Origin of the sequence: Aeromonas sp. sif2433 (assembly GCF_019218705.1) — a bacterium.
GTDB lineage: Bacteria > Pseudomonadota > Gammaproteobacteria > Enterobacterales > Aeromonadaceae > Aeromonas > Aeromonas encheleia.
The window spans coordinates 43199-66760 of the sequence record NZ_JAHUXD010000014.1; the positions used below are offsets into that span (position 1 = coordinate 43199).

Annotated in this window: 26 protein-coding genes; 12 read left to right on the forward strand and 14 right to left on the reverse strand. The window is 61.8% G+C overall.

Annotation, left to right across the window (positions count from 1 at the left end; genetic code table 11):
- Window positions 1-13: 13 nt before the first annotated feature.
- The 3 genes from tnaC (at window position 14) to KW825_RS18250 (ending at window position 3036) form a co-directional block, all read left to right on the forward strand.
- Entirely contained in the window at window positions 14-76 is a 63-nt protein-coding gene (tnaC, locus tag KW825_RS20765; RefSeq protein WP_368168979.1) for a tryptophanase leader peptide, read from the forward strand.
- A 202-nt stretch (window positions 77-278) separates the two neighbouring features.
- A complete protein-coding gene (gene tnaA / locus KW825_RS18245; RefSeq protein WP_218329992.1) occupies window positions 279-1745 on the forward strand; it encodes a tryptophanase in 1467 nt (488 codons plus the stop codon).
- Window positions 1746-1821: 76 nt separating this feature from the next.
- Complete coding sequence (locus tag KW825_RS18250; protein WP_218329993.1) at window positions 1822-3036, forward strand: aromatic amino acid transporter; 1215 nt, start codon at window positions 1822-1824, stop codon at window positions 3034-3036.
- A 65-nt stretch (window positions 3037-3101) separates the two neighbouring features.
- On the opposite strand, the gene KW825_RS18255 is transcribed toward KW825_RS18250, so the two are convergent.
- Entirely contained in the window at window positions 3102-3479 is a 378-nt protein-coding gene (locus tag KW825_RS18255; RefSeq protein WP_042651770.1) for a hypothetical protein, read from the reverse strand.
- A gap of 326 nt (window positions 3480-3805) precedes the next feature.
- Between KW825_RS18255 and KW825_RS18260 the strand changes: the two genes are divergently transcribed.
- From KW825_RS18260 to KW825_RS18270, 3 genes are all read left to right on the forward strand, one after another.
- On the forward strand, window positions 3806-5026 hold the full coding sequence (locus KW825_RS18260; protein ID WP_218329994.1) for an aromatic amino acid transporter: 1221 nt from the start codon (window positions 3806-3808) through the stop codon (window positions 5024-5026).
- A 161-nt stretch (window positions 5027-5187) separates the two neighbouring features.
- Window positions 5188-5568 carry an amino acid-binding protein gene (locus tag KW825_RS18265; protein WP_218329995.1) on the forward strand — a complete coding sequence of 127 codons (381 nt, stop codon included), beginning with the start codon at window positions 5188-5190 and terminating at the stop codon, window positions 5566-5568.
- Window positions 5569-5592: 24 nt separating this feature from the next.
- Window positions 5593-6273: a helix-turn-helix transcriptional regulator gene (locus KW825_RS18270; protein WP_218329996.1), complete on the forward strand. Its 681-nt coding sequence runs from the start codon at window positions 5593-5595 to the stop codon at window positions 6271-6273.
- Window positions 6274-6451: 178 nt separating this feature from the next.
- Here KW825_RS18270 and KW825_RS18275 read toward each other — a convergent pair whose 3' ends face one another.
- The 6 genes from KW825_RS18275 to glyQ all read right to left on the reverse strand — a co-directional run bounded on the left by KW825_RS18275 (window position 6452) and on the right by glyQ (window position 12494).
- The gene (locus KW825_RS18275; RefSeq protein ID WP_218329997.1) at window positions 6452-6679 is read right to left on the reverse strand and encodes a lipoprotein; all 228 of its coding nucleotides are present in this window, start codon (window positions 6677-6679) and stop codon (window positions 6452-6454) included.
- Window positions 6680-6979: 300 nt separating this feature from the next.
- Complete coding sequence (locus KW825_RS18280) at window positions 6980-7456, reverse strand: DM13 domain-containing protein (RefSeq protein ID WP_218329998.1); 477 nt, start codon at window positions 7454-7456, stop codon at window positions 6980-6982.
- 117 nt (window positions 7457-7573) lie between these two features.
- Window positions 7574-8464: a DMT family transporter gene (locus tag KW825_RS18285; RefSeq protein WP_218329999.1), complete on the reverse strand. Its 891-nt coding sequence runs from the start codon at window positions 8462-8464 to the stop codon at window positions 7574-7576.
- Window positions 8465-8797: 333 nt separating this feature from the next.
- Window positions 8798-9418, reverse strand: a complete 621-nt coding sequence (locus tag KW825_RS18290) for a hypothetical protein (protein WP_218330000.1) — start codon at window positions 9416-9418, stop codon at window positions 8798-8800.
- Window positions 9419-9485: 67 nt separating this feature from the next.
- Window positions 9486-11555 carry a glycine--tRNA ligase subunit beta gene (gene glyS / locus KW825_RS18295; protein WP_218330001.1) on the reverse strand — a complete coding sequence of 690 codons (2070 nt, stop codon included), beginning with the start codon at window positions 11553-11555 and terminating at the stop codon, window positions 9486-9488.
- Window positions 11556-11564: 9 nt separating this feature from the next.
- A complete protein-coding gene (glyQ, locus tag KW825_RS18300) occupies window positions 11565-12494 on the reverse strand; it encodes a glycine--tRNA ligase subunit alpha (RefSeq protein ID WP_042651628.1) in 930 nt (309 codons plus the stop codon).
- A 210-nt stretch (window positions 12495-12704) separates the two neighbouring features.
- Between glyQ and KW825_RS18305 the strand changes: the two genes are divergently transcribed.
- The 5 genes from KW825_RS18305 to KW825_RS18325 all read left to right on the forward strand — a co-directional run bounded on the left by KW825_RS18305 (window position 12705) and on the right by KW825_RS18325 (window position 15236).
- Window positions 12705-13274 (forward strand): DNA-3-methyladenine glycosylase I, encoded by a 570-nt coding sequence (locus KW825_RS18305; protein ID WP_218330002.1) that lies wholly within the window; start codon window positions 12705-12707, stop codon window positions 13272-13274.
- Window positions 13275-13359: 85 nt separating this feature from the next.
- Complete coding sequence (locus tag KW825_RS18310; protein WP_218292664.1) at window positions 13360-13614, forward strand: hypothetical protein; 255 nt, start codon at window positions 13360-13362, stop codon at window positions 13612-13614.
- 177 nt (window positions 13615-13791) lie between these two features.
- Window positions 13792-14034 (forward strand): hypothetical protein, encoded by a 243-nt coding sequence (locus tag KW825_RS18315; protein ID WP_218330003.1) that lies wholly within the window; start codon window positions 13792-13794, stop codon window positions 14032-14034.
- A 119-nt stretch (window positions 14035-14153) separates the two neighbouring features.
- Window positions 14154-14396: a hypothetical protein gene (locus KW825_RS18320; protein ID WP_042651624.1), complete on the forward strand. Its 243-nt coding sequence runs from the start codon at window positions 14154-14156 to the stop codon at window positions 14394-14396.
- A 183-nt stretch (window positions 14397-14579) separates the two neighbouring features.
- Window positions 14580-15236 carry an OmpA family lipoprotein gene (locus tag KW825_RS18325; RefSeq protein ID WP_042651623.1) on the forward strand — a complete coding sequence of 219 codons (657 nt, stop codon included), beginning with the start codon at window positions 14580-14582 and terminating at the stop codon, window positions 15234-15236.
- Between the two features lie 111 nt (window positions 15237-15347).
- Here the strand turns inward: KW825_RS18325 and KW825_RS18330 are convergent, their stop codons facing one another.
- Window positions 15348-15695, reverse strand: coding sequence for a RidA family protein (locus tag KW825_RS18330; RefSeq protein WP_218330004.1), 348 nt, complete (start codon window positions 15693-15695; stop codon window positions 15348-15350).
- Window positions 15696-15714: 19 nt separating this feature from the next.
- Window positions 15715-15960: a sulfurtransferase TusA gene (gene tusA, locus KW825_RS18335; protein WP_042642635.1), complete on the reverse strand. Its 246-nt coding sequence runs from the start codon at window positions 15958-15960 to the stop codon at window positions 15715-15717.
- A 170-nt stretch (window positions 15961-16130) separates the two neighbouring features.
- Between tusA and KW825_RS18340 the strand changes: the two genes are divergently transcribed.
- A complete protein-coding gene (locus KW825_RS18340) occupies window positions 16131-16322 on the forward strand; it encodes a hypothetical protein (protein ID WP_042651621.1) in 192 nt (63 codons plus the stop codon).
- Between the two features lie 48 nt (window positions 16323-16370).
- On the opposite strand, the gene KW825_RS18345 is transcribed toward KW825_RS18340, so the two are convergent.
- The 5 genes from KW825_RS18345 to fadB form a co-directional block, all read right to left on the reverse strand.
- On the reverse strand, window positions 16371-17627 hold the full coding sequence (locus tag KW825_RS18345; RefSeq protein WP_042651620.1) for an ABC transporter substrate-binding protein: 1257 nt from the start codon (window positions 17625-17627) through the stop codon (window positions 16371-16373).
- Between the two features lie 7 nt (window positions 17628-17634).
- Window positions 17635-19077, reverse strand: coding sequence for an ATP-binding protein (locus KW825_RS18350; RefSeq protein WP_042651619.1), 1443 nt, complete (start codon window positions 19075-19077; stop codon window positions 17635-17637).
- Between the two features lie 73 nt (window positions 19078-19150).
- Complete coding sequence (locus KW825_RS18355; protein ID WP_033132551.1) at window positions 19151-19873, reverse strand: response regulator; 723 nt, start codon at window positions 19871-19873, stop codon at window positions 19151-19153.
- A 320-nt stretch (window positions 19874-20193) separates the two neighbouring features.
- Window positions 20194-21357 carry an acetyl-CoA C-acyltransferase FadA gene (gene fadA, locus KW825_RS18360; protein WP_033132552.1) on the reverse strand — a complete coding sequence of 388 codons (1164 nt, stop codon included), beginning with the start codon at window positions 21355-21357 and terminating at the stop codon, window positions 20194-20196.
- A gap of 21 nt (window positions 21358-21378) precedes the next feature.
- Complete coding sequence (gene fadB, locus KW825_RS18365; RefSeq protein WP_218292662.1) at window positions 21379-23526, reverse strand: fatty acid oxidation complex subunit alpha FadB; 2148 nt, start codon at window positions 23524-23526, stop codon at window positions 21379-21381.
- Between the last annotated feature and the right edge of the window lie 36 nt (window positions 23527-23562).

The window sequence follows — 23562 nt, forward strand, 5'->3', positions numbered from 1 at the left end:
CAACATGGCTACCATGATCGCTTCGCCCAAGTGGTTTACCCTGGATCACAAGATCGCTTTCTTCTTCCCGCTGTAATATTCCCGCGGTGCTTGCGCATTTATCGAGATGTGACCGGCCCGTCTGCATACCTAATCTGAAATAGTCTGCACCTGTTCTCGCCTTGTTTATTGGCGAGGCGATGTCGTGCACCCGATCTCATTATTTACGCGCCGCCAATGATCTATTTTGGGCGGCTGATGAGACTCATCCTGAATATTTAAATATGGGTGTTTATATTATGGAAAACTTCAAGCATCTTCCCGAACCGTTCCGCATTCGTGTCATCGAGCCGGTCAAGCGCACCACCCGTGCCTACCGGGACGAGGCGATCGTCAGGGCCGGCATGAACCCCTTCCTGCTGGACAGCGAGGATGTCTTCATCGATCTGCTGACCGACAGCGGCACCGGCGCCATCACCCAGGACATGCAGGCCGCCATGCTGCGCGGCGACGAGGCTTACAGCGGCAGCCGCAGCTACTACGCCCTGCAGAAGGCGGTGCAGGAGATCTTCGGTTATTCACTCACCATCCCCACCCACCAGGGGCGCGGCGCCGAGCAGATCTACATCCCGGTGCTGATCAAGAAGCGGGAGCAGGAGAAGGGGCTGGATCGCAAGAAGATGGTGGCGCTCTCCAACTACTTCTTCGACACCACCCAGGGCCATACCCAGATCAACTGCTGCGTGGCCAAGAACGTCTACACCAAGGAGGCGTTCGATACCTCGGTCACCGCCGACTTCAAGGGCAACTTCGATCTGGTCAAGCTGGAGGAGGCCATCCTGGAGGCGGGCCCGGCCAACGTGCCCTATATCGTCAGCACCATCACCTGCAACTCCGCCGGTGGCCAGCCGGTCTCCATCGCCAACCTGAAGGCGGTCTATGCCATCGCCCAACAATATGAGATTCCGGTCATCATGGACTCGGCCCGCTTCGCGGAGAACGCCTACTTCATCCAGCAGCGCGAGCCCGGCTATGCCGACTGGAGCATAGAGGCCATCACCATGGAGTCCTACAAGTACGCCGACGGTCTCGCCATGTCCGCGAAGAAGGATGCCATGGTGCAGATGGGCGGCCTGCTCTGCTTCAAGGACGACGGCATGCTGGACGTCTACACCGAGTGCCGCACCCTCTGCGTGGTGCAGGAGGGCTTCCCGACCTACGGCGGTCTGGAAGGGGGCGCCATGGAGCGACTCGCGGTCGGCCTGCGCGATGGCATGCGCCAGGACTGGCTGGCCTACCGCATCGGTCAGGTGCAGTACCTGGTGAATGGCCTCGAGGCGATCGGCGTGGTGTGCCAGCAGGCGGGGGGCCACGCGGCCTTCGTGGACGCCGGCAAGCTGCTGCCCCATATCCCGGCGGATCAGTTCCCGGCCCATGCGCTGGCGTGCGAGTTGTACAAGGTGGCGGGCATCCGGGCGGTGGAGATAGGCTCCCTGCTGCTGGGGCGGGATCCCGCCACCGGCAAGCAGCATCCCTGCCCGGCCGAGCTGCTGCGCCTGACCATACCGCGCGCCACTTATACCCAAACCCACATGGACTTCGTCATCGAGGCCTTCGGCGAGGTGAAGAAGAACGCCAGGAACGTGAAGGGGCTCGACTTTATTTATGAGCCGGCGGTGTTGCGTCATTTCACCGCCAGACTGAAAGAGGTCGGGAGCGTCGAAAAAACAGCGAATAAAAAGAATCAAAAATTAATAGAAGCATAACGAGTCAAGGGCACAGCTTAATCTGTGCCCTTTTTTTTCACTGCTCTGTGAAATAGATATTTGGGAGTGACAGCACATGACACATCAACCATCCGTGATTGGAGGGGCCTGTATCATTGCCAGCGTTTGTGTCGGTGCCGGCATGCTTGGCTTGCCAAGTGCGGGCGCCGGCGCCTGGACAACCTGGTCATCCTTGGCAATCATCCTCACCATGATAATAATGACGGTCTCCGGCTGGATGCTATTGGAAGCATTCAAGCGGTATGAATTAACCGTCTCCTTCAATACGGTCACCAAGGATCTGCTCGGTAGCCGGATCAATATCTTCAACAACATGACCGTCTATTTCGTCGGCGGCGTGCTGCTCTATGCCTATATCACCTCTTCCGGTCTCATCCTGAAGGGATTGCTGGGCATCGACAGCCAGCTGGCATCCGTGCTGTTCGTGCTGGTGTTCTCCCTGTTTGTCTGGCATTCGACCCGGGCGGTGGATCGCATCTCGGTGGTGCTGATCGTCTTCATGGTGCTGAGCTTCTGTTTCGGGGTCTCCGGCCTGGCCTTCCACATCGATGCCTCCCTGTTGTTCAACTCCCTCGCCGACGAGGTCAAGCAGGCCCCCTATGCCCTGGCCATGCTGCCGGTCGCCCTCACCTCCTTCGGTTATCACCACTCAGTGGCCTCGATGCGGGCCTATTACGGAGAGGAGCGCAAGGCGAAGTACGCGATCCTCGGCGGCACCGTCATCGCACTGGTGCTCTACCTGCTGTGGCTGCTGAGCATCTTCGGCAATCTGCCGCGCAGCGAGTTCGGCCCCGTCATCGCCCAGGGTGGGGATGTCGACGTGCTGCTCAAGGCGCTGGCCTCGGTGATCGAGTCCAAACAGGTGGCGAACGCCATCAGCCTGTTCTCCATGGCGGCCATCCTCTCCTCCTTCATCGGGGTCGGGCTCGGGGTGTTCGACTATCTGGCGGATCTGTTCAAGTTCGACAACAGCCGGCGGGGCCGCACCCAGTCCTGGCTGGTGACCTTCCTGCCACCCTTGCTCATGTCGTTGCTGTTCCCGTTCGGCTTCGTCGTCGCCATCGGCTATGCCGGCGCGGCGGCGACCGTGTGGGCCTGCATCATCCCGGCCCTGCTGGCGAAAAAATCACGGGAGATTGCCCAGGACGAGCCGGGCTTCAGGGCGCCGGGGGGGCAGCCCATGGTGGTGGCCGTCATCCTGTTCGGGGTGCTCACCGCCATCTTCCATCTGCTGGCGATGGCGGGCATGTTGCCCACCTACACGGGGTAGGGAAGGCCCAGCCTGATAACAGAAACGGCGCCCTTGGGCGCCGTTTCTGTCTGTGGCCTCCTCGCTCAGGCGGTGGCCGGGCGGCGCATCAACAGCGCCAGCATGATCCCCATGGCGATCAGCACCGCCAGGGAGGAGGCGGCGAGGAAGGGGTCGATCTGCTCCGGTGGCAGCAGCCGGCCATAGAGCAGGTAGAGCCCCGCCGTCATCACCGCCGCCCCCAGCTGGTGCAGGTAGAACTGGATCCGCACCAGTCGCCCGTCGGGGTTGCCGAGCCACAGCTTGTGGCACAGGGCATAGACGAACGAGACCAGAAAACCGACCAGCATGATGTGGGCGTGGGTGACGAACTGCCCGTGATCCTTGCTGGCGGCCATATAGATGCCGAGCAGCATGCCGAGCAGGGCATAGCAGAGGGCGCTGAGTACGAACTTCCTGTCCATGGGGGGCTCCTTGCCGTGAAAACTGGGTTCAGTATAGTGCCACGCCTCCCGCAGACGGGGGCTCACCGGGGGAATAACCCCACAGGGATGACGCCAAAATTTGATACCCGGGGGTGAGCAGGGTAAAGTCACACCCCCAAAATGGCGGCCCTGCTGCCATCTTGGGATCGGTAGCTAGCCTCAGCCACGTCTTGCCTCGCTGACGCAGAAGCAAGCGGCTAGGGCGCCGATAGCACAGATGAGCGCGATCTTACGATGACAACCGGCGTAGCAGATGCAACGGTCCGCGGTCGCGACCAGATCAACAATCGTCTTTGGGGAAGTAAATGGAACATAAACCATCGTTGGTGGGCGGGGCATGTATCATTGCCGGCGTCTGTGTGGGGGCCGGCATGCTGGGCTTGCCGAGTGCCGGGGCGGGTGCCTGGACCGTCTGGTCCATCCTGGCCATCACCCTGACCATGGTGGTGATGACCATCTCCGGCTGGATGCTGCTCGAATCCTATCAGGGCTATCCGCTGCGCGTCTCCTTCGATACCGTGACCCGGGAGCTGCTGGGGGACAAGGTCAACGCCCTCAACAACCTCACCGTCTACTTCGTCGGCGGCATCCTGCTCTACGCCTACATCACCTCCGCCGGCCTCATCATAGATGGCATGACCGGCATCGGCAGCCACTGGGGCTCCATCCTGTTCACCCTGGGTTTCTCCGGGCTGGTGTGGCATTCGACCCGGGCGGTGGATCGCATCTCTGTGGTGCTGGTCATCGCCATGGGGCTGAGCTTCGTGTTCGGCATCTCTGGCCTCTCCCTCAACATCAAGCCGACCCTGCTGTTCGACACCCTGAGCCAGCACGCCAGCTATGCCCCCTACGCGCTGGCCATGCTGCCGGTGGCGCTCACCTCGTTCGGCTACCACCACTCGGTGTCGTCCATGCGCGCCTACTACGGTGAGGAGCGCCGCGCCCGTTACGCCATCCTCGGCGGCACTGCCATCGCGCTGCTGTTCTATCTCATCTGGCTGGTGAGCGTATTCGGCAACCTGCCGCGCAGCGAGTTCGGGCCCGTGGTGGCCCAGGGCGGCAACGTCGACGTGCTGCTCAAGGCGCTGGCCTCGGTGATCGAATCCGAGGCCGTCGCCAACGCCCTCAACCTCTTCTCCATGGCGGCCATCCTCTCCTCCTTCATCGGTGTGGGTCTCGGGGTGTTCGACTATCTGGCGGATCTGTTCAAGTTCGACAACAGCCGCCAGGGTCGCGCCAAGTCCTGGGCCGCCACCTTCCTGCCGCCGCTGCTGCTCTCCCTGCTGTTCCCGTTCGGCTTCCTGATGGCCATCGGCTACGCCGGCGCCGTGGCGACGCTCTGGACCTGCATCATCCCGGCCCTGCTGGCCTGGAAGGTGCGCGCCGGCAAGGGGAAGAAAGGCGGCGATGGCTTCCGGGCGCCGGGCGGCCTGCCGATGATAGTGGCCGTCTTCCTGTTCGGGGTGCTGACCGCCCTGTTCCACCTGCTCAACATGGCGGGCCTGCTGCCGGTCTATACCGGCTGATCGACCGCCCTCGCGAGTCGAGCAGAGATAGAGAAACGGCGCCTTCTGGCGCCGTTTTGCTGTGGCCAGCATGGGCGAGTGAGGACGCTTCGCCCGCCATCGAAGCGTTGCCCTGGATGTGGCACTAATCTGTGGGCTCTTATCGCCAAGGAGAGTCAGGGATGTACGATATTCACGTGATGCTGCCCGATAACCCGGGCACACTGGGGCAGTTCGGGATCTTGATGGGGCGGGCCGGTGTCAGCCTGGAAGGGGGTGGCATGTTCACCACGGGCGGCGCCGGCCATGCCCACTTTCTGGTGGAGGACGGCGTCGGCGCGGCCCGGGCCGCCGAGCAGGCGGGTCTGCAGGTGGTGGCGGTGCACGAGGTGCTGGTGCGCCGCCTGAAGCAGGAGGTGCCGGGCCAGTTGGGGGCCATCTGCAGCGCCTTGGGGGATGCCTCGGTCAACATCATCACCCTGTACAGCGACCATGCCAACCAGCTGATCCTGGTCACCGATGACATCGACAAGGCCCGCAGGGTCACGGCCGAGTGGCAATGACTGCGGCAAGCAGAGAGGAGCGAGATGAGCGAGCAGAAGAGCCTGGAACAAGGATTGGCGCAGGTGGCGGCCGCCATTGCCGATGGCAGTCGCGCCCGCATGTTGTGCGCCCTGATGGATGGACGTGCCTGGACGGCGACCGAGCTGAGCCTGGTGGCCGAGGTGTCGGCCTCAACCGCCAGCAGTCACCTGGCCCGGCTCCAGCAGCAGGGGCTGACGGCCTGCGTCCGGCAGGGCAAACATCGCTACTACCGCATCGCGAGCCATGAGGTGGCGCTGGTGGTGGAGCAGCTGATGGGGCTGGTCGACATGGGGGCCGGTGCACTCAGGAGCAAGACTCCGGAGCGGCTGCGCTTCGCCCGTAGCTGTTATGACCACCTGGCGGGTGAGCTGGGGGTGAGGCTCCATGACGGCCTGATGGCCCAAGGCTGGCTGGAGGCTGAGGGCTATGGACTGACCCCGCAGGGGGAGCAGCATTTCGGCCAGCTTGGCATCGACTGCGTGGCGACTGGCAAGCGCCCCTTCGCCTGTCACTGTCTCGACTGGAGCGAGCGGCGCATGCATCTTGGCGGCCAGCTCGGTGCCCGTCTGCTCGACCATATGCTGGCCAAGGGCTGGCTGGTGCGCGGGCTGGACAGCCGTGAGCTGACCCTGACCGCCAAGGGGCAGCGGCTGCTGCAACAACAGCTAGGCGTCGCGCTTTGAGGAGCCATGGCCTTGGCGAGGGGATTGCGGCAACAGTAAAGTGAAAGCCGGAATATCGGCCTCAGGTTCATTGATTACGGCCTTGCCATTGCGACCCAATGGCTGAAAAGCCCCAAACAGAGTCATCATTTGGGGCTTTTTATATTGAGCGGAGATTTATTCAGACGGGAATGCGGGGTTACTCAATAGGGGTCAGACGGAAGCCTTTGCCTTGCATGCACAGGTTGATCAGCTCTTCCTGCTCTTCATCCTCGATCTTGTTGAGCTTCACCTGATATTGGCATTCGGATAACGCATCGACACGTTGGGATTCGGATGCGCCATCTTTCATATATTCACTGTTGGGAGTGGAAGAGCAGGCGCTCAGTGCGAAAATGGCGCCTATAACGATAAGATGACGTTTCATGCAGAAGCCCTTTAAAGTGATACATATGGTAGATGCTGCCAATATGTTGATCTATGGGTTGACTCGGCAGCTATCCCAATTAATTCAATGACAGATATGGCGCCATTATATAGACCCATGAGCTACAGATATTAACTGGGGCTGAATGAAGGCGTAGAAAACATTATTGCCCTGCCATCGAATCAATATCTGCCGGGACAGCATATTGACATCCTCCCCTGAAATAAGCACCAGAGCGAATATCGCGGAAATCCGATGATGCTGTGCTAATTGTGCCTGGGGGTCTGCCAGAGTCCGATATCAGCGGTAACGGGCGGCGGTGATAAATTGGCCGAAAGTCTCGCACCAGACGATGACGCTGCTGTAGCGAGCCGGATCGATCCCGGCGGGTAGCGGCACGATAAAGTTGTCGAAGGTCTTCACCGATCCCACCTGCACCATCTGGCCTTTCAGGCGGGCAAAGTCCGCCTCTGTCTCGACAAATTCCGGCGACAGGTAGAGCCGGTAATCGGGGCCCGGCGCCAGCTTGCCCATCAGGCTGATGGCCTGCGGCCCTATGCTCACCTTGCCTTCCCCCCAGTGCAGCCGGTCGCTGTCTTTAAGATCCCGGCGAAAGGTGCCGCTGAAGGTCGCCTGTTGCTGGCTGGCCGCCACCTGCTCGCCGCTCGGCGCGGGTGGCGCTATCAGGATCGGCAGCAGATAGATACCGGCGGCAAAGCCCGCGCCTCCGACCAGCAGATGGGTGGCCAGCAGCAGGGCCATTGTCTTGCGTTGCATAACGTCTCGCTCGTCTATCACATGGATGGCCATACCCTAACAGCGGCCACCACCGATGCCCATCCCCGACATGGGGCGGCCTCTGCAAGGAACGGCGTCGTGATGGCTCGGCATCGGCTAATCGGGGCTATGGTCCTTCACGGGCAGGCGTACGCCGCTGCGCAGCAGGGGCAACTGATAGAGCACCAGGGCCCCGAGCACCAGTCCGGCGCCGGCCAGCTTGGCCCCGCCGAGCGCCTCGCCATAGCAGAGGGTGCTGAGCAGCAGGGTCCAGACGGGTTCGAGCAGCATCAGCAGCGCCGCGTGAGTGGTGGTCATCTTGCTCAGGGCCAGGGTCAGCAGCAGATAGCGCAAGGTGGTGGCGAGCAGCACGCTGGCGGCAAACCAGCCCCAGGTGCTGGTGCTGACGGAGGCCGGCCAGCTTTCGGTCAGCAGGGAGAGCGTGGTGCCGATGAGGCCGGTCATGGCCAGCTGGATGCAGGTGAGCCAGCGAGCCGGTATCGACTGGGCGAAGTGACGATGGACCGCGAGCTGGGTCCCCAGGGCCATGGCGGCGGCCAGGAACCAGAGCAGGGAGCGGGAGACGCCCCAGTCGGTACCGCTTGAGAGCAACAGCAGGCCAGCCACGGCCAAGGGCAATGTGGTCCAGTAGTGGCGTCCCGGGCGGGTCTTGAAACCGGCCCAGGCGGCCAGCGGGGCCATCAGGGTGGCGATGCTCATGATAAAGGCGCCGCTGCCGAGGGCGTCGCTCTGACTGATGGCGGTCACCCAGAGCAGCAGGTTGAGGCCGAGCAGGGAGCCGCAACCCAGGGCGCGCAGCAGCTGGCTACGGCTGAGCCTGGGCTCGTACAGCCAGGCCAGGGGCAGCAGGATCAGCGCCGCCAGCAGGAAGCGGCTGCCGATAAAGGCGGCGGGCGGCAACTCACGGATCGCCTCCTTGGAGAAGAACCAGCCGGCGGCCGCCAACAGGGTGGTGCAGATCATCAACAACAGGGGCGTGCGGTTCATGGGGTCGCCGTCGGGTCGGGTAAAAGAGGCTGGAACGAGTGAGGGATTGTACACGGAAACGGCGGGCGTGCAGACCTGACCGACAGGGGTCATCCACCCTCCGGTAGCGACCATTTTTTCGATACTTTGGTAAATACCCGAGTAGGAGAGTGGGCGATACCCCGATCCTGCAGAGAGGTGTCTCGCGATTGTCCGATTACGCCTGACGGCTAATCGAACCTACGAGCTCCTTGGGTCTCACGGTTTAAGAAAAGTGGAGGGGGCGTGAGTTGTCAAAGCAGGGATTAGGTGGGTGTTCCAGCTTTTGTGCTCAGCCCAACCTACGAACTGACTTTAATGTGGAGATATTCCATGGAGGTCATTTTTGATATCGATCCATGCCTTCTCTAAAATCTGACTCACTAAAGTTTGAAGGTTGTTTATTTCAGTAGTGAAGGTAGCAGTATCAAGACCCTGAGCAAGGGTTATGACTCTTTCTATGGATTGCTCAATTTTTTTATTATCATTTTTCTTTTTGTCTAACATTAATTCCATTCTGACTTGACAGCGTGTTAGCTCACTAATTTTTTCAGGTGTTAACGCTTTGTTGTCATGAGTTCGATCGTAGTGTACACGTATGGCACAAGAGAAAAACTCGGTAGAAGCACTACGCAACTCTTCTTGCCACTTTTGCCTAAAGGCTGCAATGTTAGATCTTATTTGGCTTCGTTGATTTACGTGACTTATCCGTGCAACAAAAGCAGTTGTAAGAATGCTCCCAATACCGACTATAAGAGTTGCAATGAAGATTGGCCAATCAGTGGCCGTTTCTACAGAAATCTTAAGAGGCTTACCGTTGTCCTCTACTACATTTAAATGCTTTTCTGCTGCGTATAACGGTCTTTCAAGTATGAATTTTAAATCACCATTCTTAGTTAAAAAAAGAGTGTTTTTTTCATCATGACCTTCATTCATTTATATTCTTCCATTTTTAAAAACGGCGCCTTTCGGCGCCGTTTTTGATCTAGCTAATAAACCGCCATCACTGCAGCAGCGAGATATCCGCTACTTGCAGGAACAGGTTGCGCAGGTTGTTTAGCAGCGCCAGACGGTTGGCCTTGAGGGCCTCGTCTTCTGCCATCACCATCACCTCGTTGAAGAAGGTGTCGACCGGCTCGCGCAGGGCGGCCAGACGGGTGAGGGCGGCCTGATAGTCACCGGCGGCGAACAGCGGTGCCAGTTCGGCTTGCAGGGCGGCAACCTGAGTGGCCAGCGCCTGCTCGGCGGCATCGATCAGCAGTTCCGGTTTGACCACGGTCGGCAACTCGCCTTCCACCTTGGCCAGGATGTTGCTGACGCGCTTGTTGGCGGCAGCCAGCGCCAGGGCAGCATCCAGGCTGCGGAAGTGGCTGACGGCCTTGACGCGACGATCGAAGTCGAGCGGGCGGGTCGGGCGGCGGGCCAGTACGGCCAGCACCACGTCGGCACCAATGCCTTCGTCCTGATAGGCGGCGCGGAAGCGGCCCAGCATGAAGTCGACCACGTCGGTGACGACGGTCTTGTTGGTCAGCTTGTCGCCGTAGACGCGAACGGCTTCTTCCACCAGTTCAACCAGATCCAGATCCAGCTGCTTCTCGGTCATGATGCGCAGGGCACCGATGGCGGCGCGACGCAGGGCAAACGGATCCTTGTCACCTTTGGGCAGCATGCCGATGCCGAAGATGCCGGCCAGGGTGTCGAGCTTGTCGGCCAGCGCCACGGCGCAGGCTTCCAGCGCGGACGGCAGGGCATCACCGGCGAAGCGCGGCATGTACTGCTCGTTCAGGGCCACGGCCACCACTTCGTCCTCGCCGTCGTGACGGGCGTAGTGCATCCCCATGACACCCTGGGTGCTGGCGAACTCGCCGACCATGTTGGTCATGAGATCGCACTTGGAGAGCAGACCGGCACGCTTGGCCTGAGTCACGTCGGCACCGATGCGCTCGGCGATGAAGCCGGCGACGGTTTCGATGCGCTCGACCTTGGCCTTGACGGTGCCGAGCTGTTGCTGGAACAGCACGGTTTCGAGGCGCGGCAGGCGGGAGGCCAGGGTCTGCTTCAGATCGGTCTTGAAGAAGAACTCGGCGTCAGACAGACGGGGGCGCACCACCTTCTCGTTGCCGCTGATGATCTGGCTCGGGTCCTTGGACTCGATGTTGGTGACGAAGATGAACTTCGGCAGCAACTTGCCGCTCTTGTCGTAGACCGGGAAGTACTTCTGGTCACCCTTCATGGTGTGCACCAGCGCCTCGGCCGGCACCGCCAGGAACTTCTCTTCGAAGTTGGCGGTCAGCACCACCGGCCATTCGACCAGGGCGGTGACTTCTTCCAGCAGGGCGTCGTCCAGATCGGCGACGCCACCGAAGGCGGCAGCGGCCGCTTCGGCGTCAGCCTTGATCTTGGCCTTGCGCGCCATAAAGTCGGCAACCACTTTGCCTTTTTCCAGCAGGATCTGCGGGTACTGGCTGGCGTTGTCGATGGTGAACTCGGGCTCGCCCATGAAGCGGTGACCGCGGATGGTGCGGGCGGAGTCGATCCCCAGGATGGTGGCGGGCACGAGGTCGCCGTCCAGCAGCAGGGTCACGGTGAACACCGGACGCACGAACTGGATGGTCTTGTCGCCCCAGCGCATCATCTTGGGGATGGGCAGCTTGGCCAGCGCAGCAGCGACCAGCTCACCCAGCAGGTCCTTGGCCGGACGGCCTTCGACCTTGGCGGTGTGGACCAGCCACTCACCCTTGTCGGTGACCAGACGCTCGGCCTGTGGGACTGTGATGCCGTTGCCACGGGCCCAGCCTTCGGCGGCCTTGGTCGGCTTGCCGTCGGCATCGAACGCCTGGGAGACGGCCGGGCCGCGCTTCTCGACGCTCTTGCTCGGCTGCTCGCCGGCCAGCGCGTGCACCTTGAGCGCCAGACGGCGCGGTGAGGCAAACCACTCGACGTCGCCGAAGGCCAGATCGGCCTTGGTCAGCTCGCCCTTGAGGTTGTCGGCAAAGGCTTCGGCCAGGGTGCGCAGCGCCTTGGGCGGCAGCTCAGCGGTGCCGATCTCTACCAGAAATGTATGTTGTGCCATGTCCGTTCCTTAACCTTGCTTGTTCTCTTCGTCGCTGCGCTTGCACATGGGGAAGCCCAGCGCTTCGCGGGAGGCGTAGTACGCCTCGGCCACGGCCTTGGTCAGGGTGCGAATGCGCAGTATGTAGCGCTGACGCTCGGTGACTGAGATGGCCTTGCGGGCATCCAGCAGGTTGAAGGAGTGGGCGGCTTTCAGGATCCGCTCGTAAGCGGGCAGCGGCAGCGGCGTTTCCAGAGCCAGCAGGTGCTGGGCCTCTTTCTCGTACTGCTCGAAGCAGTGGAACAGGAAGTCCACGTCGGCGTGTTCGAAGTTGTAAGTGGACTGCTCCACCTCGTTCTGGTGGAACACATCGCCATAGGTGGTCTTGCCCAGGGGGCCATCGGACCATACCAGGTCATAGACGCTGTCGACGCCCTGGATGTACATGGCCAGACGCTCGAGACCATAGGTGATCTCGCCGGTCACCGGCTTGCACTCCAGGCCGCCCACCTGCTGGAAGTAGGTGAACTGAGTCACTTCCATGCCGTTGAGCCAGACTTCCCAGCCCAGACCCCAGGCACCCAGAGTCGGGTTTTCCCAGTTGTCTTCCACGAAGCGGATGTCGTGGATCTCAGGATCCATACCCAGCTCTTTCAGCGAGCCGAGGTAGAGTTCCTGAATGTTGTCGGGGGAAGGCTTGATGATCACCTGGAACTGGTAATAGTGCTGCAGGCGGTTCGGGTTTTCACCGTAGCGGCCGTCGGTCGGACGGCGGGACGGTTGCACGTAGGCGCAGGCGATGGGCTCGGGGCCCAGGGCGCGCAGGCAGGTCATGGGGTGTGAGGTACCGGCACCCACTTCCATATCCAGCGGCTGAATGATGGTACAGCCCTGGCGGGACCAATAGTCCTGCAGCTGCAGGATCAGGCCCTGAAAGGTTTTGACATCGAATTTTTGCATAGTGTTTTTCGCGCGAAATGAGATCAGAGCAAGATTTGCTGAATGTGAACCGAAGGAGTATACCGTCTGGCATGGTCGGATAATAGGCGAAATTGCAGGGGATTCATGGGGTGGCGCCGTGCCGGGCCTGGTTGGGCCGGGATGTTTACCACAGGAAGTCACCGCAGCAGTCGGCATGTCGGGCATCGGAAAAATGACAGGGGATAAGGAATGGAACTACGCTGCGCCTGGGTGACCAAGGACCCGGAATATATCGAATACCATGACAGACAGTGGGGGCGGCCGGTGCATGACTCGCGCGAGCTGTTTGCCAAACTCTGCCTGGATGGTCAGCAGGCGGGTCTCTCCTGGATCACCATCCTCAAGCGCACCGACAGTTACTACCGCGCCTATGCCGGGTTCGATCCCGGGCTCATCATCGCTTTCGACGAGCAGGATGTGGCGCGGCTGATGCAAGACACCGGTATCATCCGCAACCGGCTTAAGGTCCAGTCGATCATCAAAAACGCCAGGGCCTATCTGGCGCTGGAGGCGCAGGGGATCGACTTCGCCGACTTCCTCTGGGGCTTCGTCGGCGGCGCCCCTATCGTCAATCGGCGCCAGGGCAATGGTGACATCCCGGCTACCTCGTCAGAATCTGACGCTATGGCAAAGGCGCTCAAGAAACTCGGTTTTACCTTCGTCGGCAGTACGATTTGCTACGCTTTCATGCAGGCTGTGGGGATGGTGAACGATCATCTGGTGACCTGCCCCTGCCATGCCGAGTGCCAACGGGGGTAGGGTGGCTCCATTATTAGCTCACCGGTTCAGTTGGCATACAGTGATCGCTGCTCAAAATCCGCCTAACCATTTTGAGGAAATCCCCATGTCATTGATCCCATCCCGTGTACGCGCCCTTGGCGGCCTGATCCTGGCTTGCAGCTCTTTGCTGGCCGTGATGCCTGCCCAGGCGACCGATCGCCAGGATTCCCGCGATGTGCGCCAGGAAGTGCGCCCCGAGGTTCGGGAGGCCAAGGTAGATTGTCGTCAGGCCAACAACAAGGACAACTACGAGTGCCGCCAGGACAAGCGTGAAGTGAAGCAGGATGTTCGGGAGAAGGCCCGCGACGTCAAATACTGATCTCAAGCGTCCACCCTGCTGGCGGGTCTGACTGGACCCTCCCAGGCTCGGCTCATCGGCGTGAATGACCCAGACAAGTCTGCAGGGGATCGCCCTGCCGGACGTTGCTAGTCGTGGTTCCGTATATAATCTAGTGATGTGATATCCATGTATCCCGTCTACCCTGTGGAGTTAATCATGAAGAAGTTCGTATTCGCGCTGTTGGCCGCCAGTACCCTGTTGGCTGTTCTGCCTGCACAGGCCACCGAACAGGCCGGAGAGCGCCGCGATGCCCGTGATGTGCGTCAGGACACCCGTCAGGAGTCCCGCGACGCCAAGCAAGAGTGCCGCGAAGGCCTGGTCGGCAATGCCGATTGCCGTCAAGAGCACCGTGACAGCAAGCAGGAAGGCCGCGACGAGGCCCGCGACATCAAATACTGATCCCGAGCGGCCGCTTGCAAGTGGGCATCATACAAGGCCCCTTGCCGCGGCCATGTTGACCTCAGTGTATAATTTCAGTAACGCCAAGCCGGTGTATTTCGCCTAGCCAAGGAGTCACCATGAAAAAGTCCGTATTTGTGCTGCTTGCAGCTACCGCCTTGCTGGCCGCCGCGCCGGTACTGGCAACCGAACAGGCGGAACAACGCCGTGATGCCCGCGATGTGCGCCAGGACACGCGTCAGGAATCCCGCCAAGCCAAGCAAGATTGCCGCAGTGGTGTGTTCGGCAATGCCGATTGCCGTCAGGAACATCGCCAGAACAAGCAGGAAGGCCGTGACGAGGCTCGCGACATCAAATACTGATGAGCGACCTGCATGGGCAGGCGATGCGAGCGTGATGGCAACCATGCCGTCGTGATCAAGATACAAGGGGGCTCAGGCCCCCTTGTTCATTTCCGCGATGCGTGCGCGTCACACTCTGGCGCCCCTCTGAGGTAGAATGCGCGACTCGTCCGGCTCGAGTCGGTTTTTTCAGAGGTTTTTCCCATGCATTTCAAGAAACTAGTTCCAGCGCTTGCTCTGACCATTGCCATGTCCGGCTGTACCACCAATCCCTATACCGGTGAATCCCAGACCTCCAAGGGGGCCTGGGGGGCGCTGGCCGGTGCCGCGACGGGCGCCGCCGTGGGTGCGCTTTCCTCCAGCAAGGGGGATCGCAAGAAGGGGATCCTGACCGGTGTGGCCGCCGGCGCCGCCCTGGGTGGCGGCATCGGTTATTACATGGATGTGCAGGAAGCCAAGCTGCGCGAGAAGCTGCAAGGCACAGGTGTCAGCGTGACCCGTAGCGGCGATCAGCTGATCCTGAACATGCCGAACAACGTCACCTTCGACAGCTCCAGCGCCCAGCTGAAGGCGGCCGGTGCCAACACCCTGTCCGGCGTGGCCATGGTGGTGGCCGAGTTCGACAAGACCCGTCTGAACGTGGTCGGTCACACCGACAGCACCGGCTCCCGCGAGCTGAACATGAAGCTCTCCGCCCAGCGCGCCGATGCCGTCGCCGCCCAGCTGATCGGTCAGGGTGTGGCCGGTAGCCGCATCGCCACCAGCGGTGTGGGCCCGGATCAGCCGGTTGCCACCAACAGCACCGCCGCCGGCAAGGCCCAGAACCGTCGGGTGACCATCACCCTGACGCCGACCGCCTGATAATCAATTAGACTCGTGCAACGAAAAAGCCCCGCCAGTTCGCTGGCGGGGCTTTTGCTATCTGGCGGTTTGGCGTCACGCCTCCTGCCGGAGGGCGCCATCCGCTTCGACTCAGACCGCGGCGGTCAGCTGGACCTCGACCCTGTAGCCTTCGTGGGCGAGACGGGCCTGCACGCAGGCACGCACCGGCGCGGTACCGGCCGGGAGCCAGGCATCCCACAGCGCGTTGAAGGCGGCGATGTCGGCGATGTCCTTGAGGTAGATGTTGGCCATCAATATCTTGTCGACGCCGGAGCCGTTGGCCTCCAGCAGACGCTGCAGGCTGTCCAGCACCTCGCGGGTCTGCTGGTGAATGTCGGCGGTCTCGGTGGCAGGCACTTCCACCACATAGAGGGTGCCGTTGTGGATAACCACATCTGACCAGCGGGCCGTGGTGCCGATTCGGGTAATGGCTGTCATGTTTGCTCCGGAACTGGGCTCATTGACCCTTGCGGATCAGATAGCGATAAGGGGCCTGCTCGGTTTCGCTGGCGATCAGGGTGTGATCCATGAAACGGCAGAAACTGGGGATGTCGCGGGTCGTCGAGGGATCGTCGGCACTGACCAGCAGGGTCTCCCCCTCGGCCATCAGCCGCACTTTCTTGCGCACCATCATCACGGGTTCGGGGCAACGAAGCCCGATTGCGTCCAATTCATGGGTTGCGTCGCAGAATAAAGCACTCATCAATAATCAACCTTCAACCAATTCAGCTGCCAATAATACTCAAGGCGAAAAAATAATCAAATTACAGGGCGATATGCAGCATATGTAACCAAAATGTGATCAGGCCCTATCCACTCCCGGCTCGATGAGTAATATAAAAATTGAACCATATTCAACAAGGAGGTGTGAATATGCAGGTCTCCTACGGCAGATTACAAGCCTACGCAGGCATGGGGTTCCTGTCTTTCGCCATGATAGTGTTGGGCAGCCCGATTGGAAACACTGGTACCTGGTTTGGTGCCATGGTGATGATCGGTCTGGGGCTCTGGATCGAGCTCAGCGACTACTACGACGAGGACGAAGACGAGAACGATCGCTCCTGAGCCACTCAGGCTCTCCCGGTACTCAAAGGCGGACAGGATCCGCCTTTGTCATTTCTGCTCGGCACCGGAGCGGGTCGAGCGCATGGCGCGCTCCAGCTGCAGCGCCGTCTGCTCGGGATTGGCCTTGGTATCGTTGAAGAAGTTGCTCAGCACGTCCATGATCGCCTGGCGCATGTTGGTCGGCGTGGCCATCCCCTCCGCCATGCTGGGCAGCAGGTTGCCATCGCGCTCCGCCAGCCGGAAGTCCTCGTAGGAGCGGATGGCGCAGCGATCGAACCTGCTCATGTCCGGCTGGTTGAGGGCGGGGATGGAACCCTTCACCCGGTTGAACTCCTCCTGGAATTTCGGCGTCATCAGCAACTGGGCCAGCTCGCCCTGGGCCTGTATCTGGGCGGGATCCCGCTGCTTGAACATGGCGATGGAGTCCAGGTTGTAGCTGAACAGCCCCTGGCTACCCGGGCTGGGCAGGCATTCGATATCCTCCCCTGGCCGATAGTTGCCGGCGCTCAGCTCCCCCTTCACCCAGTCCCCCATGATCTGCATGGCGGCGCCGCCACTCTCCAGCAGGTTGGTGGCCTGGTGCCACTTCAGCCCGGCATACTTCTCCGGCACGTAGCCGCGCAACTGCTGGAAGCGGGTCAGCACCCGCACCATGTCGGGTCCGGTCAGGGTCGCCTCGTCCTGCTCCAGGAAGGCCTTGCGGTAGAACGCCTTGCCGCCTTCCCCCAGCGCCACCGTTTCGAACAGCACCGCCAGTTGCCAGGGCTCGTTGCCGATAGCGAGCGGCGCTACCCCCTGCGCCTTGAGCTGCTCCGCCACCGCCACGAATTGGTTCCAGTCGGTGGGCGGGGTCAGCCCCAGCCGCTCGAACACCTTGCGGTTGAGCCACAGCCAGTTGACTCTGTGGATGCCGGTCGGTACCGCCATCAGGGCGCCGTTCTGGCTGAGGGTTTCGCGCACCATGGGGGAGAGCTGCGGGTACCAGCCGAGGTGTTCGGCCATGGGGCTGAGGTCGCGCAGGAAGCCGAGCCCGGCCCACTCGTGCAATTCATAGCCCTTGAGGTGCGCCGCCTCCGGCGGGTTGGCCGCCAGCGCCCGGCTCTTGAGCACCGTCATGGCGCTCTTGCCGCCGCCGCCCTGCACCGCGAAGTCGTTCCACTGGTTGCCGCGCTCCGCCCATTCCGACTTGAGCACCTCCACCGCCCTGGCTTCACCGCCGGACGTCCACCAGTGCAGCACCTCCACCTGGGCGGCGCCGACCGGCAGGGACAACAGGGCTATGACAGAAAAAGACAACCACTTCATAAGGTTACTACCTTGGTAGGGAGAGGGTGGCCTGCAGGCCACCCTGCGGGCGATTTTCCAGCACCAGATCGCCGCCGTGGGCGTGGGCGATGTTGCGGGCGATGCCGAGGCCGAGACCGGTCCCCGAGGGATCCGAGCTCAACCGGTAGTAGGGTTCGAAGATGCGCTCCAGCTGATCTTCCGGCAGGCCCTGACCTTCGTCCATGATGAACAGGATCAGCATCTCTTCGTCATCCATGATGATGATGCGCACCTTCTGGCCATATTTGATGCCATTGTCCACCAGATTGCCGATGCAGCGCTTGAGCGCCAGCAGCTTGCCGCGATAGGGCCACTTGCAGTGCCCCTCTATGGTGAGCCGGTCCTCGTGCAGGTTCATGGCCTCGGCCATCTGCTCCAGCAGGAGGTTGACGTCGATAAGCTCGATGTTCTCGTGGATGTCGGTCTCCTTCACCGTCTGCAGCGCCCCCTTCACCATCAGCTCCAGCTCGTCGAGATCCTTGCTGAACTTGGCGATCTGGGTCTCGTTGTCGAGCAGTTCGACCCGCAGCCGCAGCCGGGTGATGGGGGTCTTGAGATCGTGGGAGATGGAGCTGAACAGTCGCTCCCTGTCATCGATGAAGCGGCGGATACGCTGCTGCATGATGTTGAAGGCGCGGGTCGCCGCCACTATCTCGGAGGCCCCTTCCTCCTTGAGGGGAGGCTGATCGATGTCCTTGCCGAGATTGACCGCCGCCTTGGCGAGCCGGCGCAGGGGCCGGGTCTGCCAGCGTACCAGCAGGAAGGTGAAGAAGCAGAGGAACACCGTCATCAGGGCGATGAAGCGCACCTGGTTGCTCGGCATCACGGTATCGTCGAGCGTCATGTAGGGGGCGGGCAACAGGGCCGCCAGGTAGAGCCACTCCCCCGGCTCTATCTCGATCTGGGTCACCAGCACCGGGGGATTGATGGGTTCGAGGGAGAGGGTGTAGCGGGCCCAGGAGGAGGGCAGATCCGCCAGCAGGGTGTCGTTGTTGAAGACGTGCAGCTCTTCCGGACGGGAGAAATCCACCTTGATGGCCATGGCGTCGGAGAGCTTGCGGGCGAGCACCTCCTCCACCTCCTTCAGCACCAGCGTCTTGCGCTCGCTGTCCGGGATGGCGCTGATGTGGATCTCCTCCTCGTTCAGCGACACGAAGAAGCGGCTGCCCCCCATGTTGCGCAGCTGGTCCAGCGCGATATGGCGGTACTGCAGCGGCAGGGACTTGAAGAAGTTGACGGTGGAGGCGGCCGACAGCGCCAGGTTGCGGGTGGTGCTGAGCATGCCTTCCAGCTCCCGCTTCTGGATCTGCTGCATCCAGATGCCGGTGAGTATGGTCTGGGAGAGCAGGATGGCGAGCAGCAACAGCAACAGCATCCGCGACAGCAGGGAGCGGGGCACCAGCGCCTGCCAGAACCGCCGGCTTTTCATGGGATCTCGTGCCTCTTGTCGATCAGCGGGTAGCCGCAGCTATGGCGCTGCGCCTGCCAGAACGTCTGGTCTTTCATGGGATCTCGTGGACTTCGGCGATCAGCATGTAGCCGCTGCCCCGTATGGTCTTGATGATGCGCGGGCTCTTGCCGTTGTCACCGAGCTTCTGGCGCAGGCGGCTGATCTGCACGTCGATGCCGCGCTCCATCGGCAGGCTCTCGCGGCCACGGGTGGCATCCGAGATGGTGTCTCGGTCCAGCACCACGCCGGGCTGCTGCAGGAACATGCCGAGCAGCAGGGCATCGCTGCCGGAGAGATCCAGCAGGCTGCCGTCGTCGTGGGTCAGCTGATGGCTCAGGGTGTCCAGAGTCCAGTCGGCGAAGCGCAGGCGACGGCTCGGCTCCTTCTCTTTTTCCGGCTGGCGGAACTCGGCCCGGCGCAGCAGCGCCTTGATGCGGGCCTGCAGCTCGCGCGGGCTGAACGGCTTGGCGATGTAGTCGTCGGCGCCGAGTTCGAGGCCGATCACCCGATCCGCCTCATCGGAGGCGGCGGTCAGCATGATGATGGGCACCTGAGAGTCGCGACGGATCTGCTGGCAGAGGGTAAAGCCGTCGTCGCCGGGCATCATGATGTCCAGAATGATCAGATCCGGGCTGTGCTGGGCGAGTTGCTGACGCATCTCGTCGCCCCCTGCCGCCGTCAATACCTGAAAGCCGGCCCGGCTCAGGTATTCGTTGAGCAGCTCGCGGATCTCTTGGTCGTCGTCGACGATCAGCAATTGTTTGCTCGTTGACATATGTATGTGCATCCACCCATTTTTTTGTGCAGATTGAACCTGTCGAGGGGGCAAAAAGCAAGCAAGCCCCCCTCCTAATGTGAGGTTATGGGCAATATAGCCCCAGATCCGGGGTTGAGAAGAAAAAAGGCCGACCCAAACGGGGCGGCCAACACGCAGATTCCGACGGCAGGAGATCACCCCGTGTGGCGATCTCCACAGACTCGATGACGGGTCGGTCAGGCCGACCCCACAGCAGACAATTCGGTATCGCCCTCACCCACGAGTGCGGGCGATACCCTGATCTAGCCGAGATGGCCGGATCAGCGACTTTCAGTTCATCACACCCGCTCGAACACGGTGGCGATGCCCTGGCCCAGACCGATACACATGGTCGCGACCCCCAGGGTGGCATCCTTCTCTTCCATCAGGTTGATCAGGGTGGTGGAGATGCGGGCACCGGAGCAGCCGAGCGGGTGGCCCAGGGCGATGGCGCCGCCGTTCAGGTTCACCTTCTCGTCCACCAGATCCTGCAGCCCCAGATCCTTGACGCAGGGCAGGGACTGGGCGGCGAAGGCCTCGTTCAACTCGAACAGGTCGATGTCGCCGACGGTCAGACCGGCCCGCTTGAGCGCCTTCTGGGTGGCGGGCACCGGGCCGTAACCCATGATGGCGGCGTCGCAGCCAGCGATGGCCATGGCTCGTACCCTGGCACGGGGGGTCAGCCCCAGTGCCTTGGCCCGATCCGCGCTCATCACCAGCATGGCGGCGGCGCCGTCGGACAGGGCCGAGGAGGTGCCGGCGGTGACGGTGCCGTTGACCGGGTCGAACACCGGGCGCAGCTGGCCCAGGGTCTCGACCGTGGTCTCAGGCCGGATCACCTCGTCGTAGTCGTAGAAGAAGCGGGCGCCGCTGGCGTCATGGCCTTCCAGCCCGACGATCTCCCTGGCGAAGCGTCCTTCCAGGGTGGCGGCATGGGCGCGGCGGTGGGAGCGGGCGGCAAACTCGTCCTGCTGCTGACGGCTGATGCCGTGCAGCTTGCCCAGCATCTCGGCGGTCAGCCCCATCATGCCGGAGGCCTTGGCCACCGTTTTGGCCATGCCGGGGTGGAAGTCGACGCCGTGGCTCATGGGCACGTGACCCATGTGCTCGACGCCGCCGATGATGAAGATGTCCCCGTCACCCACCTGGATGGCGCGGGAGGCATCGTGCAGCGCCTGCATGCTGGAGCCGCACAGGCGGTTGACGGTGACGGCGCCGACCTGCTTGGGAATGCCGGCCAGCAGGGCCGCGTTGCGGGCGATGTTGAAGCCCTGCTCCAGGGTCTGCTGCACGCAGCCCCAGTAGATGTCCTCGATCTCGTTCGGATCGAGGTTGGGGTTGCGCAGCAGGATGGAGCTCATCAGGTGCGCGGACAGATCTTCTGCACGCACGTTGCGGAAGGCGCCGCCCTTGGACCGGCCCATGGGGGTCCGGATACAGTCGACAATGACTACGTCTTTCATGAATGGATCTCCTCTCCGCAATCAGTAGAAGGTTTTGCCCTGGGCGGCCATCGCACGCAGCTTGTCGCTGACGCGGTAGAGCGGGCCCAGATCGGCATACTGGTCGGCCATGGCCACGTAACGATCCAGACCTATGGTGTCCAGATAGCGGAACACGCCACCACGGAAGGGAGGGAAGCCCAGCCCATAGACCAGCGCGATGTCCGCTTCCGCCGGGGTGGCGACTATGCCTTCCTCCAGGCAGAGCACCACTTCGTTGATCATGGGGATCATCATGCGGGCGATGATGGCGTCCTTGTCGTAATCCTGTTTCGGCTTGGCAATGGGGGCCAGCAGCTCGTAAGCGGCGACATCGGCCACCTTCTTCGGCTTGCCCTTCTTGTCCTGCTCGTAGGCGTAGAAGCCCTTGCCATTCTTCTGACCGAAGCGGCTGGCGTCATACATCACATCGATGGCGGTGCGGCTGGTCTTGCTCATGCGCGCCGGGAAACCCTGCGCCATGACGTCACCGGCATGGTGACCGGTATCGATGCCGACCACGTCCAGCAGGTAGGCCGGGCCCATGGGCCAGCCGAACTCTCGCTCCATCACCTTGTCGACGGCGGCGAAGTCGGCGCCATCGGCGACCAGCTGGTTGAAGCCGAAGAAGTAGGGGAACAGCACCCGGTTGACGAAGAAGCCAGGGCAGTCGTTGACCACCACCGGCGACTTGCCCATGGCGGCGGCGTAGGCCACCACGCGGTTGATGGTGTCATCGCTGGTCTGCTCGCCGCGGATGATCTCCACCAGGGGCATGCGATGCACCGGGTTGAAGAAGTGCATGCCGCAGAAGTTCTCGGGGCGCTTCAGCCCCTTGGCCAGCAGGGAGATGGGGATGGTGGAGGTGTTGCTGGCGAGCACGGCGTCATCACCTATGATGGCTTCCACTTCGCCCAGCACGGCGGCCTTCACCTTGGGATTCTCGACCACGGCCTCGACCACCAGATCCACGTGCTTGACGCTGTCATAGCTCAGGGTGGGTGTGATGGCGGAGAGCACCTGGCCCATCTTGATGCCGTCGATGCGGCCCTTCTCGAGCTGGCCGTTGAGCAGCTTGGTGGCTTCGCCCATGCCAAGCGCCAGCGCCTTCTCGTTGATGTCCTTCATCACCGCCGGAATGCCCTTGCTGGCGGACTGGTAGGCGATGCCGCCCCCCATGATGCCGGCACCGAGCACAGCGGCGTGGCTGGTGGCCTTGGCAGCCTGCTTGGCAGCCTTCTTGGCCAGCGCCTTGATGTGCTGATCGTTCAGGAAGATGCCGACCAGGGCCTTGGCCACGTCGGTCTTCGCGAGCTTGATGAAACCTTGCGCCTCGACAACGAGGGCCTCGTCGCGGCTCATGCCGGCGGCGGCCTCGACCGTCTTCACGGCCATCATCGGGGCCGGGTAGTGCTTGCCTGCCACCGCGGCGACCATGCCGGCGGCGGTGCTGAAGCTCATCATGGCTTCCAGCTTGGAGAGGCGCAGCGGTGCCTTCTTGGCGGCGCGACGGCCCTGCCAGTCCAGTTTGCCGGCGATGGCGTCTCTCATCATCTGCAGGGCGGCGCCGTGCAGGGCATCCGGGGCGACCACGGCATCGATGGCACCCACCTTGAGGGCATCATCGGCACGGACATCCTTGCCGGTGGTGATCCACTCCAGCGCGTTGTCGGCACCGATCACCCGTGGCAGGCGGACTGTGCCGCCAAAGCCCGGCATGATGCCGAGTTTGGTCTCGGGCAGGCCGATCCTGGCGGTGGTGTCAGCCAGACGGAAATCGGTGGACAGTATGGTTTCGCAGCCGCCGCCCAGGGCGTGGCCCTTGATGGCGGACAGGGTCGGTACTGGCAGATCTTCGATGGCACTGAAGATGTCGTTGGCTTTCTTCAGCCAGCCGAGCAAGTCTTCTTGCGGCAGATCGAACAGTTCCAGGAATTCGGTGATGTCGGCGCCGACGATAAAGGCGTCTTTGCCAGAGGTGAGGATCAGACCTTTTAGTTCACGTTCTTGTTGTAATGCGGCGATCGCTTCGCTCAGCGAGAGCAGGGTAGCGCGATCCAGCTTGTTGACTGAACCCGGGGCATCAAACCTCAGCTCGGCAATGCCGTGTTCGAGGTAGCTGACCGACAGGGTTTCGCCTTGGTAGATCATGAGAGTGTCTCCTTGTTCCCACGCGGTGGGGGGCTT

Coding starts and splice junctions, on each gene's coding strand:
- glyQ (WP_042651628.1), bottom strand. CDS start 12,494: ATGCAAAAATTCGATGTCAAAACCTTTCAGGGCCTGATCCTGCAGCTG.
- KW825_RS18250 (WP_218329993.1), top strand. CDS start 1,822: ATGACACATCAACCATCCGTGATTGGAGGGGCCTGTATCATTGCCAGC.
- fadA (WP_033132552.1), bottom strand. CDS start 21,357: ATGAAAGACGTAGTCATTGTCGACTGTATCCGGACCCCCATGGGCCGG.
- KW825_RS18270 (WP_218329996.1), top strand. CDS start 5,593: ATGAGCGAGCAGAAGAGCCTGGAACAAGGATTGGCGCAGGTGGCGGCC.
- KW825_RS18310 (WP_218292664.1), top strand. CDS start 13,360: ATGTCATTGATCCCATCCCGTGTACGCGCCCTTGGCGGCCTGATCCTG.
- KW825_RS18325 (WP_042651623.1), top strand. CDS start 14,580: ATGCATTTCAAGAAACTAGTTCCAGCGCTTGCTCTGACCATTGCCATG.
- KW825_RS18265 (WP_218329995.1), top strand. CDS start 5,188: ATGTACGATATTCACGTGATGCTGCCCGATAACCCGGGCACACTGGGG.
- KW825_RS18315 (WP_218330003.1), top strand. CDS start 13,792: ATGAAGAAGTTCGTATTCGCGCTGTTGGCCGCCAGTACCCTGTTGGCT.
- KW825_RS18350 (WP_042651619.1), bottom strand. CDS start 19,077: ATGAAAAGCCGGCGGTTCTGGCAGGCGCTGGTGCCCCGCTCCCTGCTG.
- tnaA (WP_218329992.1), top strand. CDS start 279: ATGGAAAACTTCAAGCATCTTCCCGAACCGTTCCGCATTCGTGTCATC.
- KW825_RS18275 (WP_218329997.1), bottom strand. CDS start 6,679: ATGAAACGTCATCTTATCGTTATAGGCGCCATTTTCGCACTGAGCGCC.
- glyS (WP_218330001.1), bottom strand. CDS start 11,555: ATGGCACAACATACATTTCTGGTAGAGATCGGCACCGCTGAGCTGCCG.
- KW825_RS18305 (WP_218330002.1), top strand. CDS start 12,705: ATGGAACTACGCTGCGCCTGGGTGACCAAGGACCCGGAATATATCGAA.
- KW825_RS18320 (WP_042651624.1), top strand. CDS start 14,154: ATGAAAAAGTCCGTATTTGTGCTGCTTGCAGCTACCGCCTTGCTGGCC.
- KW825_RS18285 (WP_218329999.1), bottom strand. CDS start 8,464: ATGAACCGCACGCCCCTGTTGTTGATGATCTGCACCACCCTGTTGGCG.
- KW825_RS18330 (WP_218330004.1), bottom strand. CDS start 15,695: ATGACAGCCATTACCCGAATCGGCACCACGGCCCGCTGGTCAGATGTG.
- KW825_RS18260 (WP_218329994.1), top strand. CDS start 3,806: ATGGAACATAAACCATCGTTGGTGGGCGGGGCATGTATCATTGCCGGC.
- KW825_RS18345 (WP_042651620.1), bottom strand. CDS start 17,627: ATGAAGTGGTTGTCTTTTTCTGTCATAGCCCTGTTGTCCCTGCCGGTC.
- KW825_RS18340 (WP_042651621.1), top strand. CDS start 16,131: ATGCAGGTCTCCTACGGCAGATTACAAGCCTACGCAGGCATGGGGTTC.
- fadB (WP_218292662.1), bottom strand. CDS start 23,526: ATGATCTACCAAGGCGAAACCCTGTCGGTCAGCTACCTCGAACACGGC.
- KW825_RS18255 (WP_042651770.1), bottom strand. CDS start 3,479: ATGGACAGGAAGTTCGTACTCAGCGCCCTCTGCTATGCCCTGCTCGGC.
- KW825_RS18280 (WP_218329998.1), bottom strand. CDS start 7,456: ATGCAACGCAAGACAATGGCCCTGCTGCTGGCCACCCATCTGCTGGTC.
- KW825_RS18290 (WP_218330000.1), bottom strand. CDS start 9,418: ATGAATGAAGGTCATGATGAAAAAAACACTCTTTTTTTAACTAAGAAT.
- tusA (WP_042642635.1), bottom strand. CDS start 15,960: ATGAGTGCTTTATTCTGCGACGCAACCCATGAATTGGACGCAATCGGG.
- KW825_RS18355 (WP_033132551.1), bottom strand. CDS start 19,873: ATGTCAACGAGCAAACAATTGCTGATCGTCGACGACGACCAAGAGATC.